At 57.2% G+C, this 19,684-nt stretch carries 20 protein-coding genes; 10 read left to right on the top strand and 10 right to left on the bottom strand.

Annotated elements, in window-relative coordinates:
* Positions 1-22: 22 nt before the first annotated feature.
* The 4 genes from C0U40_RS10415 (at position 23) to C0U40_RS10400 (ending at position 3,253) form a co-directional block, all read left to right on the top strand.
* Positions 23-895, top strand: coding sequence for a F0F1 ATP synthase subunit gamma (locus C0U40_RS10415; protein ID WP_101655707.1), 873 nt, complete (start codon positions 23-25; stop codon positions 893-895).
* Between the two features lie 17 nt (positions 896-912).
* Positions 913-2,337, top strand: a complete 1,425-nt coding sequence (gene atpD / locus C0U40_RS10410) for a F0F1 ATP synthase subunit beta (RefSeq protein ID WP_101655706.1) — start codon at positions 913-915, stop codon at positions 2,335-2,337.
* A gap of 67 nt (positions 2,338-2,404) precedes the next feature.
* Positions 2,405-2,794 carry an ATP synthase F1 subunit epsilon gene (gene atpC, locus C0U40_RS10405; RefSeq protein WP_101655705.1) on the top strand — a complete coding sequence of 130 codons (390 nt, stop codon included), beginning with the start codon at positions 2,405-2,407 and terminating at the stop codon, positions 2,792-2,794.
* A gap of 99 nt (positions 2,795-2,893) precedes the next feature.
* Positions 2,894-3,253, top strand: a complete 360-nt coding sequence (locus tag C0U40_RS10400) for an H-type lectin domain-containing protein (protein WP_101655783.1) — start codon at positions 2,894-2,896, stop codon at positions 3,251-3,253.
* 19 nt (positions 3,254-3,272) lie between these two features.
* Here C0U40_RS10400 and C0U40_RS10395 read toward each other — a convergent pair whose 3' ends face one another.
* The gene (locus C0U40_RS10395; protein WP_101655704.1) at positions 3,273-4,664 is read right to left on the bottom strand and encodes a PLP-dependent aminotransferase family protein; all 1,392 of its coding nucleotides are present in this window, start codon (positions 4,662-4,664) and stop codon (positions 3,273-3,275) included.
* Between the two features lie 93 nt (positions 4,665-4,757).
* Between C0U40_RS10395 and C0U40_RS10390 the strand changes: the two genes are divergently transcribed.
* Positions 4,758-4,991 carry a DUF1127 domain-containing protein gene (locus tag C0U40_RS10390; protein WP_180957670.1) on the top strand — a complete coding sequence of 78 codons (234 nt, stop codon included), beginning with the start codon at positions 4,758-4,760 and terminating at the stop codon, positions 4,989-4,991.
* Positions 4,992-5,065: 74 nt separating this feature from the next.
* Here C0U40_RS10390 and C0U40_RS10385 read toward each other — a convergent pair whose 3' ends face one another.
* A complete protein-coding gene (locus tag C0U40_RS10385; RefSeq protein WP_101655702.1) occupies positions 5,066-6,076 on the bottom strand; it encodes a ribose-phosphate pyrophosphokinase in 1,011 nt (336 codons plus the stop codon).
* Positions 6,077-6,223: 147 nt separating this feature from the next.
* On the opposite strand from C0U40_RS10385, the gene C0U40_RS10380 reads away from it, so the two are divergent.
* Positions 6,224-6,823: a 2-hydroxychromene-2-carboxylate isomerase gene (locus C0U40_RS10380; protein ID WP_101655701.1), complete on the top strand. Its 600-nt coding sequence runs from the start codon at positions 6,224-6,226 to the stop codon at positions 6,821-6,823.
* A gap of 2 nt (positions 6,824-6,825) precedes the next feature.
* Positions 6,826-7,617, top strand: coding sequence for an alpha/beta fold hydrolase (locus C0U40_RS10375; protein ID WP_101655700.1), 792 nt, complete (start codon positions 6,826-6,828; stop codon positions 7,615-7,617).
* Positions 7,618-7,706: 89 nt separating this feature from the next.
* Here the strand turns inward: C0U40_RS10375 and C0U40_RS10370 are convergent, their stop codons facing one another.
* Entirely contained in the window at positions 7,707-8,759 is a 1,053-nt protein-coding gene (locus C0U40_RS10370; protein WP_101655699.1) for a threonine aldolase family protein, read from the bottom strand.
* Positions 8,759-9,229 carry a YcgN family cysteine cluster protein gene (locus C0U40_RS10365; RefSeq protein WP_101655698.1) on the bottom strand — a complete coding sequence of 157 codons (471 nt, stop codon included), beginning with the start codon at positions 9,227-9,229 and terminating at the stop codon, positions 8,759-8,761. The genes C0U40_RS10370 and C0U40_RS10365 overlap by 1 nt, the downstream gene beginning before the upstream one ends.
* 62 nt (positions 9,230-9,291) lie before the next feature.
* Here C0U40_RS10365 and C0U40_RS10360 point away from each other — a divergent pair, with 62 nt between their 5' ends.
* Positions 9,292-9,963: a DUF2161 domain-containing phosphodiesterase gene (locus tag C0U40_RS10360; RefSeq protein ID WP_101655697.1), complete on the top strand. Its 672-nt coding sequence runs from the start codon at positions 9,292-9,294 to the stop codon at positions 9,961-9,963.
* Between the two features lie 32 nt (positions 9,964-9,995).
* Here the strand turns inward: C0U40_RS10360 and C0U40_RS10355 are convergent, their stop codons facing one another.
* The 3 genes from C0U40_RS10355 to C0U40_RS10345 form a co-directional block, all read right to left on the bottom strand.
* Entirely contained in the window at positions 9,996-10,940 is a 945-nt protein-coding gene (locus C0U40_RS10355) for a bifunctional riboflavin kinase/FAD synthetase (protein ID WP_101655696.1), read from the bottom strand.
* A 25-nt stretch (positions 10,941-10,965) separates the two neighbouring features.
* The gene (locus tag C0U40_RS10350) at positions 10,966-11,421 is read right to left on the bottom strand and encodes a MaoC family dehydratase (protein ID WP_101655695.1); all 456 of its coding nucleotides are present in this window, start codon (positions 11,419-11,421) and stop codon (positions 10,966-10,968) included.
* A 108-nt stretch (positions 11,422-11,529) separates the two neighbouring features.
* Entirely contained in the window at positions 11,530-12,408 is an 879-nt protein-coding gene (locus C0U40_RS10345; RefSeq protein WP_101655782.1) for a TIGR01459 family HAD-type hydrolase, read from the bottom strand.
* 268 nt (positions 12,409-12,676) lie between these two features.
* Between C0U40_RS10345 and C0U40_RS10340 the strand changes: the two genes are divergently transcribed.
* Positions 12,677-13,435 carry an enoyl-CoA hydratase gene (locus C0U40_RS10340; RefSeq protein ID WP_101655694.1) on the top strand — a complete coding sequence of 253 codons (759 nt, stop codon included), beginning with the start codon at positions 12,677-12,679 and terminating at the stop codon, positions 13,433-13,435.
* Between the two features lie 153 nt (positions 13,436-13,588).
* On the opposite strand, the gene C0U40_RS10335 is transcribed toward C0U40_RS10340, so the two are convergent.
* Positions 13,589-15,304, bottom strand: coding sequence for a Hint domain-containing protein (locus C0U40_RS10335; protein ID WP_286134896.1), 1,716 nt, complete (start codon positions 15,302-15,304; stop codon positions 13,589-13,591).
* Between the two features lie 428 nt (positions 15,305-15,732).
* On the opposite strand from C0U40_RS10335, the gene C0U40_RS10330 reads away from it, so the two are divergent.
* A complete protein-coding gene (locus tag C0U40_RS10330; protein ID WP_101655693.1) occupies positions 15,733-16,737 on the top strand; it encodes a hypothetical protein in 1,005 nt (334 codons plus the stop codon).
* Between the two features lie 10 nt (positions 16,738-16,747).
* On the opposite strand, the gene C0U40_RS10325 is transcribed toward C0U40_RS10330, so the two are convergent.
* Together C0U40_RS10325 and C0U40_RS10320 are read right to left on the bottom strand one after the other, a co-directional pair.
* Positions 16,748-19,438, bottom strand: a complete 2,691-nt coding sequence (locus C0U40_RS10325) for a sensor histidine kinase (protein WP_101655692.1) — start codon at positions 19,436-19,438, stop codon at positions 16,748-16,750.
* Positions 19,435-19,683 carry a hypothetical protein gene (locus C0U40_RS10320; RefSeq protein WP_219619779.1) on the bottom strand — a complete coding sequence of 83 codons (249 nt, stop codon included), beginning with the start codon at positions 19,681-19,683 and terminating at the stop codon, positions 19,435-19,437. The genes C0U40_RS10325 and C0U40_RS10320 overlap by 4 nt, the downstream gene beginning before the upstream one ends.
* Between the last annotated feature and the right edge of the window lies 1 nt (position 19,684).

Genomic DNA, 19,684 nt, shown 5'->3' with positions numbered 1-19,684 from the left:
TTAGGAACAAGGAGTTTGCTTGATGGCAAGCCTTAAAGACCTAAAAATGCGGATCGAGAGTGTCAAAGGCACTCGGAAGATCACCAAGGCCATGCAGATGGTCGCAGCTGCAAAGCTGCGACGCGCCCAGGAAGCTGCCGAAGCGGCCCGCCCTTTTGCGGATCGCATGAACGTAGTGATGGGTAATCTGGCTGGCGCTTCGGCGGGCTCTGAGAGCGCACCGAAGCTGCTGGCAGGCACTGGTAAAGACGATGTGCATTTGCTGATCGTTGCAACCTCCGAGCGGGGGTTGTGCGGTGGGTTTAACTCGTCGATTGCTAAAAAAGCCCGTGTTGACGCTGAAAAGCTGCTGGCTGCCGGTAAAACCGTTAAAATTCTGACCGTTGGCAAAAAAGGCCGCGAGCAGATGAGACGGGAATTTGCGAAACACATGATCGACCACGTCGATATGTCAGAGGTGAAACGTCTGGGGTACAGCAATGCCCAGGACATCGCCAACGACGTCATGGCCCGTTTCAATGCCGGTGAATTCGACGTGGCGACGATCTACTATAGCGAGTTCAAGTCGGTGATTGCACAAATCCCGACCGCCTTGCAGTTGATCCCAGCCAAGTTCGAAGCCGACGAGCAAGCCGAGGCACCGTTTTACGATTATGAACCCGGCAAGGAGGAAATCCTCGCCGATCTGCTGCCACGTGCTCTGACAACATCGGTGTTCGCCGCATTGTTGGAGAATGCCGCATCAGAGCAGGGCGCACGGATGTCCGCTATGGACAACGCGACGCGCAATGCAGGCGAAATGATCGACAAACTGACAATTCAGTACAACCGTAGCCGCCAAGCCGCGATTACGAACGAACTGATCGAGATTATCTCGGGCGCTGAAGCGCTCTAAGAACGGAGAAACATATTATGGCGAACGCTGTAGGTAAAATTACGCAGGTGATCGGGGCGGTTGTTGACGTTCAGTTCGAAGACAACCTGCCAGAGATCCTGAACGCTCTGACTGTAGACAACAACGGCAACAAACTGGTGCTGGAAGTTGCGCAGCATCTGGGTGAAAACACTGTACGGACCGTTGCGATGGACGCGACCGAAGGTCTGGTGCGCGGTCAGGCCGTCACCGACACCGGTGGTCCGATCATGGTTCCGGTTGGAACAAAAACACTGGGCCGCATCCTGAACGTTGTGGGTGAACCAGTGGACGAAAAAGGTCCGGTTGACGCGGAAACTACCCGCGCGATCCACCAGCCTGCTCCTGAATTCAACGAGCAGTCTACAGAATCCGAAATCCTTGTAACAGGGATCAAGGTTGTGGACCTTCTGGCGCCTTACACAAAAGGTGGTAAGATCGGTCTGTTCGGTGGTGCGGGTGTTGGTAAAACCGTTCTGATTATGGAACTGATCAACAACATCGCGAAAGTGCACTCCGGTCTGTCCGTATTCGCGGGCGTTGGTGAGCGGACCCGTGAAGGGAACGACCTCTACCACGAGATGATCGAATCCGGCGTTATCGTTCCTGACGATATGGAGAAATCCAAAATCGCGCTGGTTTACGGTCAGATGAACGAGCCTCCAGGGGCCCGTATGCGTGTTGCTCTGTCCGGTCTGACACTGGCCGAGCAGTTCCGTGATGAAACCGGTGCAGACGTTCTGTTCTTCGTGGACAACATCTTCCGCTTCACACAGGCCGGTTCCGAGGTGTCCGCGCTTCTGGGTCGTATTCCTTCCGCTGTGGGCTACCAGCCGACACTGGCCACCGACATGGGTGCCATGCAGGAACGGATCACATCCACCAAGTCCGGTTCGATTACATCTGTGCAAGCGGTTTACGTGCCTGCGGATGACCTTACCGACCCTGCGCCTGCGACATCCTTTGCCCACCTCGATGCGACAACCGTTCTGGACCGCTCGATTTCGGAAAAAGGGATCTATCCTGCTGTGGACCCGCTGGGTTCGACCTCCCGTCTGCTTGATCCGCTGATCATCGGGGAAGAGCACTACAAGGTAGCAACCGACGTTCAGCAGGTTCTGCAACGCTACAAGTCGCTGCAAGACATCATCGCCATCCTCGGGATGGACGAACTGTCCGAAGACGACAAACTGGCTGTGGCCCGTGCCCGTAAGATCGAGCGCTTCCTGTCCCAACCGTTTGACGTGGCGAAAGTGTTCACGGGTTCCGACGGTGTTCAGGTTCCTCTGGAAGACACAATCGCGTCCTTTAAGGCGGTTGTTGCAGGTGAGTACGACCACCTTCCGGAAGCAGCCTTCTACATGGTTGGCGGCATCGACGAAGTGAAAGCCAAAGCCGAGAAGCTGGCAGCCGCTGCTGCTTAAGGCTATGCGAAACCCGTCTGACCGGAACAGCTCCGGTCAGACGCTTTAAACAAAGGATTGGTTCCAAATGGCTACCATGCAATTCGATCTGGTTTCCCCAGAACGCAAGCTGGCCTCGCTTGAAGCATCCGAGGTTCAAATCCCTGGTTCCGAAGGTGACTTCACTGCCATGGCCGATCACTCTCCTGTGCTGACGACACTGCGCCCCGGTGTTTTGACGGTCAAAGCAGGTTCGGATGTCAGCGAATACATCGTGACCGGTGGGTTCGTCGAAGTCTCTCCGACAGCGACATCTGTGTTGGCGGAACAGGCTGTGCCCAAGGCCGAAGCATCTGCCGATTTCGTAAACGGTCTGATCGCGGATGCCGAAGCAGCTGCGAAAAACGTGTCCGGCCCTGATCTGGACGTGGCGAACAAGCGTATCTCTGATACACGGGCTTTGCTGGATTTGATCTAAATCCTGACAAACTGTCGCCTAAAACAATAGCTAAACCCCGCCCTTGACGCGGGGTTTTGTTGTTTTAGGCTTCGCGATGAAATTAGTATGAAGCGCGATATGAAAAAACTTTATTCGTCGGTAACCGGAATAGATCAGGGCTCGGTGCAACTCTTCTCGGATTTTGAAGACGACGGCGAGATGTGGTCGGGACAGGGCGACCGGGAACGCTGGATGCCGGTGGAGTTCTCCGAACCGTTCAAAACCGTTCCTGCAGTTTTCATTTCGCTTCAACTTCTGGACCTGCACACAGGTGCCAACCATCGCACCGTTACGGTGGCCGAGAATATCACCGAGACCGGCTTTGATGCCGTCCTTCGCACATGGGGCGACACCCGCATAGCGCGGGCCACAGCTGCGTGGATGGCGATCGGAGAGGTCAAGGGCGATGAGGACTGGGACATCGACTACGGCAGTTAGGACGGCAGATTGGCGGCCTTCAAGCCATATTCATTGATGGCGGCGTTTCCAGTATCGAATCTATGGTCTCCAGCGCACTTTGGAATTCCTGATCGGTCAGTTTCGCGCCAAAGGTAATCCGCGCCGCGTTCGGGGCTTTGCCGTCAAACAGGGCAAATTCGTCTGCGGGGCGGATCAGGATATTCTTCATCTCGCAAGCCCGTTGCAAGGATGAAGCCCGCCAGCCTGAAGGCATGTTCAGCCATACAAAGGGGACAGTGGGGCTCCAGTCCAGATGCCAGTGGCCCAGAATATTCGCAGCCATTCGTGCACGGCGTTCAATAAATTGTAACATCCGCGTGCGGATCAGGGCCGCCTGTCCGCTGGTGATCAGCTCTTCCGCAAGGTCGCAGATGATCTGGGAAACCCCGTAGCAATTGGATAGCACCGTGGCGCGGGCGGCCTCTCCCTGACCGGGGGGAGACACCAGATACCCGATCCGCAACCCCGTCGCGACAGATTTGGAGAGCGCGCCAATATGCCAGACCCGTTCGGGGGCAATACTGTACATGCTTGGAATATCCGTGGTGGCAATCCCGAAGGCATCGTCGTCAATGATCTTCATATCGTACTTTGCGGCGATGCGGGACAGGGCTACGCGGCGTTTCAGGCTGGTGGTCTGGGTTGTCGGGCTGTGAACGGAAAAAGAGCTAACGAGAACCTGCGGTCCGTGCTTCCGGCAGGTCTGTTCCAGATCCTCGGGGATGATGCCCTCTGCGTCCCGTTCGACTGAAACGATACCTGCGCGCAGCATATAGGCTGCGTGCCGCAAGCCGGGAAAAACCAGTTCGTCGCAGACAATCACGGGGGAGGGGCCGGAAAGTACGGTTTGCAGCGCAATCAGCATGGCATTCTGCGCACCGTAGGTGATCGTTACATCCGCAGCATCAGGGTGAACACCCGCATGGGCCAGCCAGCCGGTCACAGCCTGTGCAGCGCCGTCAGCACGTTCGGGGTCAGGGTAATCCGCCAGATCGTGAACACCCTTTGCAGCGATCTTTTTTAGCGCCGCGCGGATGATCCCGTCCTGCCCGAGCTCGGGGGATTTGGTGCCCCGCAGGTCCATGGTTTCGTCCGGTGATCCAAGATGCAGCGAATCCCTTGGCGGCGTGCGACCCGCGTTACGGGCTTGTGCAACAAAAGTGCCCCGCCCGACAGCAGCATCAAGCAGCCCGTCATCGGTGGCGCGCCGGTAGGCACGGGCGACAGTGCCCGGTGTGATTTTCAGATCCCAAGCGAGATCCCGAACCGTCGGTAACTTGCAGCCGGGTTCCAGTTCTCCGGCAGCAATGGCTTCGCGCAGGGCGTGGACGACGGCGAGATATTTGGGGCCGTTGGTGTTTTCAAGGTCCGGTGGCCAAATTGTACCCATTACAATGTTTCCCTAGCGTTAGCTCGCGTGTGATTGTATCGGTATATTGTACCAGATGTACAAATTGTATCAACACAAATTATGGAGCGCGATATGCCACAAGCACACGCAAGTCACATCGCGCTGGCAGAGGATCTCTGTTCGCGCGCAACCATCCCTTTCACAGCAGGGCTCGCCCTGAAGCTGGCACATCTGGTGCTGGTCTGGAAGGAACGAAAGCAGGCGCGGGCGATTCTGCGAAATATGGAAAGTCACCGTCTGGAGGACATCGGCCTGAATTTTGATCAGGTCTACCTCGAAGCGAGTAAACCGTTCTGGCGCAGCTAAGGCTCCCCTGAACGAAAAAGGGCCGGACTGCGTTTACCTCCGCAGGCCGGCCCTTTTGACGTGATGCTATTCTTCTATTTGTAGTGGCCGTCGTAGATCGGGCCGAGCGTTTCTTCGTCGAACAGGGAGGAAACGCTGGTGCCGTTGGAAATGTTCATAATCGCCTGTGCCAGCATTGGCGCGGTTGGGACAATGCGGATTTTATCGCAAGCAGCAACAGCCGGTGTCGCCTCGATGCTGTCTGTAATCACCAGTTGTTTCATCGAAGAATTGGTAATCCGCTCTACCGCCGGACCGGAAAGAACACCGTGCGTGATGTATGAGTGGACCTCTTTCGCGCCCATTTCGATCAATGTGTCAGCGGCCTTGCACAGGGTTCCGGCCGTGTCGCAGATGTCGTCCACGATGATACATTTTTTGTCGGTGACATCCCCGATCACAGTCATTTCTGCTACTTCGCCCGGTGCATTGCGGCGCTTGTCCACGATCGCCAGCGGTGCGCCGATCCGTTTCGCCAGTTCGCGGGCGCGGGCCACACCGCCCACATCGGGTGAAATCACCATGACATCGGACAGGTCACCGAAGTTATGCTTCACATCCAGTGCAAAGACGGGGGCTGCATAGAGGTTGTCCACCGGAATATCAAAGAAGCCCTGAATCTGTGTGGCGTGCAGGTCCATTGTCAAAACCCGTTCAATCCCTGCTTCCGCGATTAGATTTGCGACCAGTTTGGCGGAAATCGGTGTGCGGGCTTTGGTGCGGCGGTCCTGACGGGCATAGCCGAAATAGGGAATCACAGCTGTGATCCGGTCTGCCGAAGACCGGCGCAGCGCATCAGAGATGATGAGCAGTTCCATCAGGTTGTCATTGGCCGGATTGGAAGTGGACTGGATAATGAACATATCCTCGCCGCGCACGTTGTCATAAACCTCTACAAAGATTTCCTGATCGTTAAAACGTTCGATACGGGCATCAACCGGCTTGACCGCTTTGCCGCGGTGCATGGACATACGCCGTGCAATCGCTTCGGAAAGGGTTTTGTTGGAATTGCCGGCGATCAGTTTCGGCTCGATAATGGATTTCATGGCAGAGGGTCCCTAGCAGCGGATTGGACGTTACAGACAAGCGTTACGTAACAGTTCTGTTAGGCGAGGCCATAGCAAAGCATCAGGGGTTTGCATAGGGAATATGGCGGGCTAAGCAGGGTTAAATGACTCAAAGGACGTAGCATTATGGCCCATATCGACTATTTCACAATCACCTTGTCCCCCTTTGCCTATCTCGCTGGCACCGGTCTGGAAGAAGTTGCACGCAAACATGGCGCGACGATTACTTACAAACCGTTCAATCTGATGCAGGTGTTCGAGCAGACCGGCGGTACGCCTCCGGCACAACGTCACCCCGCGCGGCAGGCCTACCGCTTGCAGGAACTGGCACGGATCGCCAAGCGCAATGACATGCCGATCAACCTGAAACCGGCCCATTTCCCCACCAACCCCGCCCCAAGCTGTTATGCGTTGATCGCGGCGCAGGATGCGGGTGGCGGTGATCTGGGCGGCCTGTGTCACAGCTTCCTGCGCGCTTGCTGGGCCGAGGAAAAAGACGTAGCCGAGGACTCTGTGATACGCGCGTGTCTGGAGAAAGCTGGCTTTGACCCGAAACTGGCAGACTCCGGCCTGCTGAGCGGGGCGCAGACTTTTGAGAAAAACACCGAAGAAGCGCTGCAACGCAACGTCTTTGGTGCACCCAGCTACGTTGTGGGCGATCAAGTGTTCTGGGGTCAAGATCGTCTGAGCTATCTGGACGATTACCTGTCAGAACTAGGAAAATAATCGTGCCGGAATGTTTTACCAGAACCGCAGGGCAGGGGCCGCGCAAATCCCTGTTCATCCATTGCTCTCTGTCATCGGGCAAAAGCCTGCTCCCGTTGATGGAGCATTTCAGCAAAGAGATGACGATGGTGGCAGTGGATCTTCCGGGACAGGGGAAATCCCCGATGCCCGATACCACGCGGGATTACCAGACCCAATGCGTTGAGGCCTGTATCGGGCTGATCGAACAGTCGGGTGGACCGCAGGATCTGGTGGGACATTCCTTTGGTGCGACAGTAGCGCTGCGTCTGGCGGCGCTACGTCCGGATCTGGTGCGCTCCTTGGTATTGTTCGAACCGGTTTATTTCGGTCTGCTTCGGGATGCGGGGCATCCGGCTTATGACAGGATGCAGGCCGAGGAAAGTGCCTTTAACGATGCCGTAGAACAAGGTGATATGTTGAAGGCGGCGGAATTGTTCCTGACCCGCTGGGGACTGCCCGGCGAATGGGAACGTCTGCCCGAAGTGGCACGCACAGCCATGTCCGAGAGGATGTGGGTGATCCCTGCCCAGCATCAGGCGATTATTGACGACAGCGACATCCGGATGCGATTGCCGGAACTGGAAAACATCGCCTGTCCGACACTGGTGATGCGCGGTGGTGACAGCCCCGAAGTTATGTCTGCCATAACCAAGGTGATTTCAAACACGCTGCCAGACGGTGCATTGGATGTGCTGGAAGGGTCGGGGCATATGCTACCGATTACCCACGCAGCGGATTGTGCAAAACGGATGCGCGCATTCTGGGCCATGTGACGGATCGGTCCCTCCCAAACGGGAGGGACGCCTGCGGCGCGGATATTTTTCCCAAAAAGAGCCCGAAAGAGTCGTCAGGTCGGGCCGGTCTAGCCCTGCACCAGCGAGATAAATTCGTCGATTTCTGCATCGGTGGTGGACCAGCTACAAACTAGGCGGCAGGTCAGGATTTCATCGGACGGGCCGGTGGCGGGGTGGTTGCCCGGCCAGGGGTGGTAGATGGCACCGCCTGCTTGGGCCCGCTCGTGGGCGGCGCGGGTCATGCCGCAGAACAGCATGTTGGCCTGACGGGGGTGGAGCAGTTCAAAGCTGTTGATACGGGTCAGGCCTGCCTCCAGCCGTGCAGCGGCAGCGTTGGCTTGTCTGGCGAGTTTCAGCCAGAGATCATCCGTCAGATAAGCCTCCATCTGGGCGGACAGGTAACGGTGTTTGGAAAACAGGTGGCCGCCCCGTTTGCGGCGCAGCTCGAATTCCCAGGCCTTGGCGGGATCAAAGATGATCACTGCCTCCACGCCCATCAGTCCGTTTTTCGTGCCGCCAAAGGAGACCACATCAATTCCGGCCTTCCATGTCATTTCCGCAGGGGTGCAGCCAAGCGCGACCAGCGCGTTGGTAAAGCGGGCCCCGTCGAGGTGGGTGCCGATGCCGAGTTCCTTAGCGGTGCTGCACAGGCGGGAGATTTCGTCCACCGTGTAAACTGTACCCATTTCGGTGACATTGGTGATCGACAGCGCGCCGCGCTGGATGTTGTGCACGCCAAGCACGCCAGTGCTTTCGGCGCGGCTGCGGAACTGGGCGGCGTCAATTTTGGCATCTGCACCGTCAAGCAGGGTCAGTTTTGCGCCGCCGGTAAAAAACTCCGGTGCGCCGCATTCGTCTTCTTCGATATGGGAATGGCGGTGGCAGAATACGGTCTGCCAGGGCTGGGCCAGAACCGACAGGGACAAGGCGTTGGCGGTGGTGCCGGTTGAGACCAGATAGACTGCGGCTTCCGGTGCTTCGAAGATGTCGCGGATGCGGGTGGTGACGCGGTCCATGATTTCGTCATTGCCGTAGGAGCTGGCATAACCTTCATTGGCCTTGGCCAGAGCCTCCATCACCTCGGGGGCGGCGGGGGCGGCGTTGTCTGATGCGAAATACATTATTGGAACCCTTCCACGATATAGTCTTCGTAATCCTCTTCCTCTACGTCATATTCGGGCACTGTTTGGCCTGCAACCGAATTGCCGCTTTGCGCCGTGCTGGCCGGATCGCCTGTCAGCAGCGGGTGCCACGGGGGCAGGCGTTTGCCTTCGTGGAGCAGGCGGTAGGCGCAGGTGCTTGGCATCCAGTGGGCGTTGCGTTCGATGTTTTCGGGGGTCAGAACAACGCAGCCCGCGACCATTTGTTTGCGCAAGGGGTAGTTGCCACAGGAACAGGTTTTGTCGTCGAACAGGCGGCAGGCAATGTTGGTATAGGCCAGATCGCCGCTGTCTTCGTCTTCCAGTTTCAGCAGGCAGCATTTGCCACAGCCGTCGCACAGCGCTTCCCATTCGGCCTTGCTCATGTCGGCAAGATCGGTGGTGCGCCAGAAATTCTTGGCCAGTTGGCCCCGTTTGATGTGTTCGCTCATAGCCCTGTTCTTGAGCCGTTGTGCCGGATTGTCTAGGGTAAACAGAAAAAACGGAGCAGTTGATGCGGGAAACCGATCTCTACGAACCAGTCAAAGCCTTTCTGGAAGGGCAGGGCTATGAGGTGAAAGCCGAGGTGCGGGACTGCGATGTGGTGGCGGTGCGCGGCGATGAAGACCCCGTCGTGGTAGAGTTGAAGTTACAGCTTTCCCTTGCCCTGTTGATGCAGGGGGTGGACCGGCAGGCAATCACCGATGCGGTTTATGTGGCGGTGCCTGCGGGGAAAACAGCCCGCTGGCGGGGGCAGGTGAAAGATGCGGTGCGCCTGTGCCGGCGTCTGGGACTGGGGTTGATGAGCATTCGCAACGGGACGGTTCTTGTGCATGTGGACCCGGGGCCATATGCGCCGCGCAAGATGAGGCGGCGGCGGGAACTGCTGCTGAAGGAATTCCAGAACCGTGTGGGGGACCCCAATACCGGTGGGCAAAGCAAGCGCAAGATCATTACTGCTTACCGGCAGGATGCCCTGCGTCTGGCGCTGCATCTGTCTGTGGCGGGAACGGTCAAACCGGCGGTGGCGCGTAAGGAATTGGGCGTGGTCAAGGCTGCGGCGATCCTGCAATCGGATCACTACGGCTGGTTCGAGCGCGTGGAGCGCGGTGTCTATTCGCTGCGGCCAAACGGGGTGGAGGCTCTGGAGACTTATGCGGATGTGGTTGCTTTGTTGAAAGCGTAGGGATTTGAGTATTTTGGGAACATTGAAGCCGTTCAGCTGTGGGCTGCCAGAATTTCGCGGGCTTTTAGGCAGTCGGCTTCCATGGCGGTGATCAGATCTTCGAGGCTGTCGAACTTCAGTTCGGGGCGCAGGAATTCTACTAGTGCCGTCGATAGGGTCGCACCATAAAGATCGCCTTTGAAGTCGAACAGGTAGACTTCGAGATTGGGGATGTCATTGTCGGCAAATGTGGGTCTATCGCCGAGCGAGGCCGCCCCGTGGTAGTGGCCCTTGTGCGGCCCGTCGAGCACATCCACCAGCACCGCATAGACGCCGTATTTGGGTAAATGCAGGTCTGTGAGCGGGATGTTGGCAGTCGGGAAGCCGAGGTCACGGCCCCGCTGGAAGCCTTTCTCCACAACGCCTTCGATGCGGTGCCAGTGGCCCAGCATCCGTGTTGCATCCTGCGGGCGGCCTTCGGAGAGGGCGGCGCGGATCGCGGTGGAGGAATAATCCCCCTGTGCATCATTCACCAGTGGTGCGATTGTGGTGCCAAAGCCGTGGGTCTTGCCCATCTCGGCCAGCAGGTCCACATCGCCGCTGCGGCCCTTGCCAAAACGGAAGTCGGCGCCGACCACCAGATGTTTGATCCCGAGGCCCTTTACCAGCACGTCTGTCACGAAGACTTCGGCGGGGAGGGCGGCCAGTTCCTTGTTGAACGGAATCTCATACAGGTGGTCGAGACCCAGTTTTTCAAACCTGTTGGCGCGGGTTTGTGCGGACATCAGGCGAAAGGCCGGTGCATCGGGCTGGAACAGGCGGCGGGGGTGGGGTTCGAACGTCACAACCCCCAGAGGCGCGCCAATTTCGGCAGCCGCGGCACGGGCGAGTGCCAGCACTGACTGGTGGCCAAGATGAACCCCGTCGAAGTTGCCCATGGCAACAGAGGCGCCTTTGGCGGTTTCGGGCAGATCGCGGAAAGTCTGATGTCTTTGCATATGGCCTTGGACGGGCCTTTGCCCGTTACGTCTGGGTGCGGCTCGGCGCGAGAACCAGCGCTTCACCTTTCAGAACAACCGTATCGCCGACTGTGCAGACACATTCAAGGGTTACACGCCGTTTTGCAGCGTCAATTGCAGCAACAGTGACTGTAGCGGTCACATTGGCATCCGGGCGCACGGGGGCCGTGAATTTCAGATCCTGCTTCATATAGATTGTGCCGTGTCCGGGCAGTTGTTCTCCGATCACAGCAGAAATCAGCGAGGCGGAGAGCATGCCGTGGGCGATCCGGCCACCGAACATCGTGTCTTTTGCATAAGCGTCGTTCAGGTGAACCGGATTGTGGTCTGTGCTGAGTTCCGCAAACATCGCGATTTCACGGTCGCCGATGGTTTTGGAAATCGCGCGGGACATGCCCACTTCCATATCTTCTACAAAGATGGTTCCGACTTGGGGTTCGATGGGCAAACTGTCTGGCATGGGTAAGCATCCTGTCGCTGTGATCCTGCCTGACTAGATTGAAATCCGGTTTCAGGCAAGATGCTTGCGCAACTTTTGTGCGGTTTTGTCGCGTATTTTGTAACTTAATTACCGGAGGTGGCCGATGGTGGCCGTCGGGCTGAGGCTGTGGGCGGTCAGGAAGGCGTCCAGTTTCTCCGGATCTGGCTGGGGCGCTGTGGCTGTCTCCTCGGCTGCGAGACCGCCGGAAATGAACAGGCTGTCCATATCCTCGTTGATGGCGCCCAGAATATCCGTGTGGATACCGTCACCAATGCAAAGGATGCGGCGGTTTTCGATCTCGCGCCCTGCGGCATCGGAAAGGCGGCGGCGGGCCAGATCATAGATCGGCGGGTGGGGTTTGCCAAAGTAATGGGAGGTGCCGCCCCGTGCCGTGTATTCTGCTGCCAGCGCGCCGGCGCAGTAGATCCGCTTGTCGCCGTGATCTACCACAATGTCAGGATTGGCGCAAAGCAGATCCAGACCGTTGTTTTTTGCCTCAAGAAAGATCGCGGCGTAATCGTCCGGTGTTTCGGTCTGGTCGTCATAAAGACCGGTGCAGACAATCGCTTCTGCCTGATCGAGCGGCACACGGTTGATATTTTCGAGGCCGGGAATTTCGGGATCGGGGGCGAAGAACGGCAGGTCCCGTTCCGGACCGATGTGGAAAACATTGGTGCCGTAATGCCCCGAGGCCAAAGCCGCGCGGGCGCTGTCGCCGCTGGTGGCCACTTCGTGATAGAGGTCGCGGGCCACGCCGATCCCGTCCAGCTGGGTCTCTACCGAATGTTTAGGGCGGGGCGAATTGGTCAGCAGCAGGACAAAACCGCCGCCGTTGCGGAAGGTTTCGAGGGCGCGCACGGCCTCTGCAAAAGGGCGCTGGCCGTTGTGAAGGCAGCCCCAGAGATCGCAGAACACCGCGTCATAGCTGGCAGAAATTTCGGACAGATTTTCGATGATACGTGTCATGGCAGGCCCTTCGCTGTTTCGCGCGATCATTGCGAGATTGCCGGTCTTGGCAAGGTCAAATCCCTTAAGATGTTGGTGCTTTGCCTGAAAATGGCCAGTAATTCGGGAAAAAACTTTAAAACGGGGCCGGATGACGTGCAGTCAGGCGGGTTGTGAGCGAAAATGAACCGGATTAGGATTTCAGCGCCCATGCCAGCGGGACTGTCCCGCTGCGTATGCCGGTTGCCATTCCCGCCCCCTTCGGGGCGCGTAAAGACAGGATAGTTCCATGACAGACCATATCACCGTTCACACCGAGGATCGTGTGACCACTGTGACCATCGCGCGGCCGGACAAGCGCAATGCGATCACGCAGGCCATGTACGGCAAGATGGCCGATGCGCTGGAGACATATACGACACAGGAAGAAGTGCGCGCACTGGTCCTGACCGGCGCAGAGGATTATTTCACTGCCGGTAACGATCTGAAGGACTTCTCCATGTCCGACCGGGACGATGACATCCCGCCAGTCGGACGGTTTCTGAACGGGATTTCCACCTGTCCCAAGCCGGTTATTGCTGCGGTGAACGGACCGGCCATCGGCGTCGGGCTGACGATGCTGTTGCACTGTGATCTGGTTTACGCCGCAGAGTCGGCCACATTCGAGACGCCTTTCGTCAAGCTGGGACTGGTGCCGGAGGCAGCGTCTTCAATGCTGTTGTCGGCCTCGGTTGGCATGGCTGTGGCGAATGATATCCTTCTTGCCGGGCGCAAGCTGACTGCGCAGGAAGCACACGACTACGGTTTGGTCTCCCGTGTGTTCGCGGATAGCGATCTTATGGCGGAAACCCGCAAGATTGCGCTACATATCGCAGCAAGCGCGCCAGTGGCGCTGAAACGCTCCAAAGCCCTGATCCGGAACCAACGGGAACAGGTCGCGGCGCAGATGGCAGCAGAGGGCAAGGTTTTTGTAGAACAGCTTAGATCGCCCGAATTTGCCGAAACAGTGGCTGCAATAATGCAAAAACGTACGCCGAACTACTCCTGATCGTGTAACCGGTGTCTGAAGACGACGACGGCCCGCTCGGATCAACCGGGCGGGCCTACGCGTAAGTGAGTCAAATATGCCGCTCCGGCAGGCCGGAACGGCTTGTCACTTAAAACCCGCCCTGCATTTTTATACTGGGCGGGCTATCTCGGATTATTTGAACATCTTGGCTTCGAAGGCCTTCAGCGACAGCCGCGAAGAGGTATAGGCTTCGCGTCCCTGTGCGCATGCGAGTTCAGGGAAGAGTTCCGTGATCTCGTCACGCTGTTCTGCTGTTACGCTGGCCATAGCCTGATCGCCGGGCTGGAAGCTTTCGGTCCATGCGCCATCGGACAGGACAACCTCGTGGTGGTCGAACATGAAGTGCACATATGTGGCTTGCGATGCGCTGACCAATGAGATGCCCTTGTTGTCATTCACCATATGCTTGGCAGCAACCAGCACTTCCGGCTCGTTGAACAGCAGGCCGACTTCGGCGTTGTTCACCAGCAGGCGGTGGTTCTGGCTGACCAGCATATCCCGTTCCGGCAGACCGTTCCCAAGCGCGCCCTTGCGGATCAGAACCGGTTGCAGATGGGGGTTGGCTTGCAGTTCCATCCCTGTCATCGGCTTGGCACCGATCCAGCGGATTTCCTGAGCGCCGTTGTCCCGCGTGATCACCCGATCCCCGACTTTGAGCATCTCTACCGGCTTCTCGCCTTGCATGGTTGCAATCAGCGTGCCCGGTGTGAAACAGGGCGGAGGAGTCGTGTCGAGAATATTCTCGATCTCGGTAAAGGTCATCTCGCCGGTGACAGAACCACCCGGATGGTCGATGAACTGGACCGTGCCAGATGTGGAGTTGCCATCCGCATCGACAGTCTCGTTGATAATTTTGTAGTGACCGACATTGGACAGGTCGAGCGTATCGTAATCGTCGCCTGCGCTGCCGCCGTCTACATGATCACCGATGGCTTCTTCTGCAGAGCTGTAGTTGAACGTATCCCTGTCGGCACCGCCGAAGAGATTGTCGACACCTTCACCACCTTCAATGATGTCTGCGCCGCCGCCGCCAAAGATTTCGTCGTCGTCTTCGCCACCAAACAGACGGTCGTCGCCGCCTTTGCCTTCGATGTAGTCGTCGCCCTTGCCGCCGAAGAACTCGTTCGTGAACGTATCAGAGGAAGAGTTGCCCTCTTGATCAAAGCCGATGAGTGTGTCGTCGAAATCAGAACCGATGGCACCGTCGATGCCGCTGGTAATGCTGTCGTTATCCGCATCTCCACCCGAGAGGGAACCTGTAGAAAGATCGACAGTTACAGCAGAACCGCTGCTGGAGTAGTCGAGGTTATCCTGACCTGCGCCACCTTCAAAGGTATCTTTGCCGGAACCGCCGACAAACACATCGTCGCCGTTGCCACCATAGAGCATGTTGCTGCCGGTGCCGCCGGCAATGGTGTCATTGCCATTGCCACCGTAAACGGTGTCATCGCCTTTGCCCGCATCAACGATATCGTTGCCTGCATAGGCGTAAATCACGTCATTGTCGCCGTCTGCGCCGTCGATTGTGTCGCATTGGTCGTCAACATAACCGGGCAGCATGATGTCATCGCCGCTGGTGCCGTCTACCGGGCCGGCCGTTTTCGTGCCACCTGTGCCGGTGCCGCCAGTACCTGTGCCACCTGTGCCGGTGCCGCCAGTACCTGTGCCACCTGTGCCGGTGCCGCCAGTACCCGTTCCACCTGTGCCGGTTCCGCCAGTACCCGTTCCACCTGTGCCGGTGCCGCCAGTACCTGTGCCGCCTGTGCCAGTGCCGCCAGTACCTGTGCCACCGGTTCCGGCAGCCCAATAAGTTTTGTCGTCTTTAGTTACGCCCGTTACATCACTCATTACAAACTCCACTCATCATGCTGGTTCGACCGGTATCGCTCCGGCGAAAAATGAAAATATCCTATAAGCAGCGCCGGTTCCGAACAGATGGACTCCTGATGCGCCGCGAATTCTCTTGTTCAGTTACACAGCACTCGGATCAAAACTCAAGGAAAACCGTCCAATTTTGCCCGATTTTGAACAAATTTCGCCACATTTCGATATTTTTTGCCTTTTTTGGGAACATTGGGGTTGAGGGGGCTTCTTTGTCTCTCAATCGTGGACAATAGCGCTAAACCTCAAGGCCATAAGGCTATTGCAAAATGCAAAAGGAGAATGTGATTCGCATTTTTTGGCGGGTTGAGCGAGTAAATGTGGCAGCATTTGCCACAATTTCGACTTAAACCCTGCCCATACAGCGCGGACCGAACTTATTCGACAGAGTCATTATGGTAGAGCAAATCTGGAACGGAGTTGACATCGCACAACGGGCAGAGCGTCTGTTTGACAAGCGTGTCTTGAAAGTCATTGCACCGGGCGGACGAAAGCGCGGGAGCATTCGGATCGTTTTTGCCGACGAGACAATCATCGCTACACGGCGTGACAGTCTGGAAGAGACCAAAGCCGAGGCACATATCCTTGAGCAACTGACGAAGCACACATCATCCTGTGCAGGATTTCTGGCCATGGACGGGGATGTAATGTTCCAGACCGATGTGGGGCAGCATCGCTTGGGGCAATACGTCCGCCTGCAAGACCCCTCCGAGTGGGAGGACGTTGCCGTTAATACGGTTCGCTCCCTGTTTGATGTACATGTAGCAGGGAATGCGTCCAGCCTGCCGCAGGACCTGAAATCCTGTTTTATGCGGTCCGGCTGGATCAAGATGTTTGTGAATGATCCTGCACGTGTGGCCAAAAAGCTGGGGCAACCGGTACCGGAGTATGACAAGGATGCATTGGCCGAGATTGTAAAGACGCCAGAACGGCGCTTTATCAAATGGGATTGCAGGGCGGGCAATGCGGCAACCGATGAAGCGGGAAAAATCCGCTGGTTCGATTTTGAATATGCCGGATTGCGCCACGGTGCCGAAGATTTTGCGTGGCTTGTTGCGGATGAAAACTGGCCACTTCCGGCGGATACGATGTTGTCGATTATCGGTCAGGAATTTGGGCGGGGGGAAACCCGTAGCTGGGACGCCTATCGAACCTATCTGGAGATCTTTGCAACCCTTCAGGCCATAAACCGGGTTTTGCAGGTATTCCGGGGTGTAAAGCGCAAAGGCTGGATCAGCGAACAGCGTGCGCTTCATTACGATGATGTGGGGATTAACCCGCGTCTCGCGATACATCTGTGTGACAACGGGCGGATACTGGCGGATCGTAACGGTGTGACCCGCCCGATTGTTCCGGTGTTTGAAGCCGCGCGCAAAGCCTTTGCAGAGACGATGAACTGAGGCGTCAGTTTCAGGCGGTTATCGGCGTCTCACTCGCTGCGAGCGGCAGCGTGATACGAAAAACCGCCCCCATACTGTTGCCCGCATAAACCAGCGTGCCGCCAAGGTTCTTTACAATTTCACGGCTGATCGGCAGGCCAAGTCCGGCGCTGCCGGAGGTGAACTTCTTTGACAGTTTGGAGAACTTCTCGAAAATCAGGTCAATGTCATCGTCGCTGATGCCCTTGCCGTTATCTGCCACCGTAATCACCAGCTTGCCGTTGTGCAGTCCGCTTAGCACACTGACCTCGGGCGGGGTGGTTCCGCAATGTTTCAATGCGTTTGTCACCAGATTGATCAACACTTGGGACAGCCTGTCCGCATCGGTATAAAGCGTGATCTGTTCGGCCGTCTTGTCTCGCCGGATTACCGCGCCAAGTTCGTTGGCTTGAGCCTGTGTGGTCGCAAGGGCGCGATCAATGATGTTTTGCAAGGGAACGGTTTCAAGGTTCAATTGCACACGCCCGTTTTCCATAAAGCTGAGATCGAGTATATCATCCAGCAACCGTGTCAGCCGGATGCTTTCGCTGTGGATGATGGTTGCAAAATGGTTGAGCTGGTCAGGTTCCAGCGTATCGCCGTCCTGAAGAATTTCGGAAAACGTGCGGATGGAGGTCATTGGCGTGCGCAACTCGTGACTGACCTGACTGAGAAACGTATCCTTCTGCGCACCCAGTTCCGTCAGTTTTGCATTTGCATGGCGAAGCTGCGCTGCTGCTTGTTCAAGCTCTTTCGACTGGGTTTCAAGGCGTGCGGAATATTCCATGATCTGGGCGGTCTCATCCGCAACGGCGATCATGTCTTCAAACGAAATCTCCGCGCCGCCTGTGACCTGTGCCATCATCGCATGGGCCGCAGCAGCACCGACCGAACCTGCAATCTCCCGTTCCAGTGTGGCGATCAGTTCGTTGGTGGCATCGGGCAGGGGAGAGTCCTTTCCCTGATGCCGCGCTTGCGCTTTGAACAGGGCCATTGCTTCCTCTCGTCCCAGAATACGCTGGGCCAGAACCAGCAGGTCCTCAATCGTTGTGTTTCGAGTAATACCGCGACGGGGGGAAACCTGACCGAACACATTGATGAACTGGACAGATTGCAGGCGTTCTATTGCGCTGGGCGTGGTCAGAAGCGACACTGTGATAAAGACCAGTGTGTTCAGCCCCAAAGACCAGAACACCGCGTGGACCAGCGGATCGGTGATGCCAACGCCCAGCAGGTTTTGCGGCGCCAGCCAAAGGATGCCAAAGGGGCCGCTTGCCAGCGTTTCCGGCCCCATCAGGGCCGCGCCACCAAAGCTCGGCACGAACAGTGTGTAGGCCCAGACGAAAAAGCCGGTGCATATGCTGGCAATTGCGGCGGGGCGGGTGGCGCTGTGCCAGAATAATCCGCCCAGCAGGGCAGGCAGCACTTGAGCCACCCCGAGAAAGGCAATCAGCCCGATAGAGGCCAGCGCGCCGGTGCCACCATTAAACTGGAAATAAACATAGCCGAGCGCGACAACGACCGCGATGCTAAGCCTGCGGGAGCGGAGAAGCAGATCACGCACATCGTCGCTCGCAGGGTTACGGCTGGCGTTCATCCGCAGCCAGAGCGGAAGGACGATGTGGTTGGACACCATGGTGGAGAGTGCGATTGAAGCGACAATCACCATCGAAGTGGCCGACGAAAATCCACCCAGAAATGCCAGCGTTGCGAGCGTCTGCTGGCCCTGATCCAGCGGCACAGTCAAAACGAACAGATCGGGGTTTGCATCAGGTGCCAGAATGGATTGTCCAGCGATGGCGATAGGCAGGACAAACAGGCTCATCAGAAAAAGGTAAAGCGGGAAGGCCCAGCTTGCGGTTGCCAGATGCCGTTCGTTCGCATTTTCGACAACGATGACCTGAAACATGCGCGGCAGGCAGATAATGGCGCAGGCAGACAGGAAATTCAGCGTCAGCCAGCGCGTGTTGAACACCTGGCTGCTTTGTAAAAGCTCGGGGTCCATCCGCGCGAAAATATCAGCAGGGCCGTTCGCAACGCCCCAAACGACAAAAATACCAACAGACAACAAGGCCGCCAGCTTTACGACGGCTTCAACCGCGATGGCGGTGACAACACCGTGATGACGCTCGTTTGCGTCCAGATTGCGGGTGCCAAAGATGATGGTGAATACCGCCAGCCCCGCCGCCACATAAAATGCGGTCACCGTCGGGGAAGGCGCGGGTGCTCCTGTGGCGGTGGTAAATACCGCAAAGCTGAGCGTCATGGATTGCAATTGCAGCGCAATATAGGGAGTGGTGCCCACCACGGCCAGCACAGTGACCAGAACCGCCATTCCGCCGCTCTTTCCATATCGGGACGACAAGAGATCCGCGATAGAGGTAATACGCTGCACCCGCCCGATCCGTACCAGTTTGTGTAACAGCAACCACCAGCCGACAAAAACAAGGGTGGGACCAAGGTAAATCGCCACAAACTCCAGCCCGTTGCGCGCTGCCGATCCAACCGCGCCGTAGAACGTCCATGCGGTGCAATAAACCGAGATCGACAGTGTATAGACCAGCGGAGAGCGCAGGATCGCAAAGCGTCCCGTTTCAGCCCAGCGTTCCGCAGCATAGGCGACTGCAAACAGCCCGAGCACATAGAGTAGGCAGATTGAGACAAGGACATTGAAACTGATCATTTGGAGATGTTGATCCGCAGTGCGCGACGGGCGAGGAACAGGGCCAGAAGGATCAATCCGGCCCAGACACTGAACACATAGACAAAAGGGGTGGGCAGGCCGAACAGACTTTCAGCGCGGGTGAATACCGTCATCACAGGTGTCATCAGCAACGCCACGCCCACCACCGGCAACAAGGTGGCCGCATCTCGAAACCGGCGGCCCGGACGGCTGGGGAGGGTGGGGCGTTTGGTCCGGTCAGCCATC

The organism is Neptunicoccus cionae (genome assembly GCF_002860325.1).
Lineage (GTDB): Bacteria > Pseudomonadota > Alphaproteobacteria > Rhodobacterales > Rhodobacteraceae > Amylibacter > Amylibacter lutimaris.
This window is presented reverse-complemented; position numbering and strand designations above follow the sequence as displayed.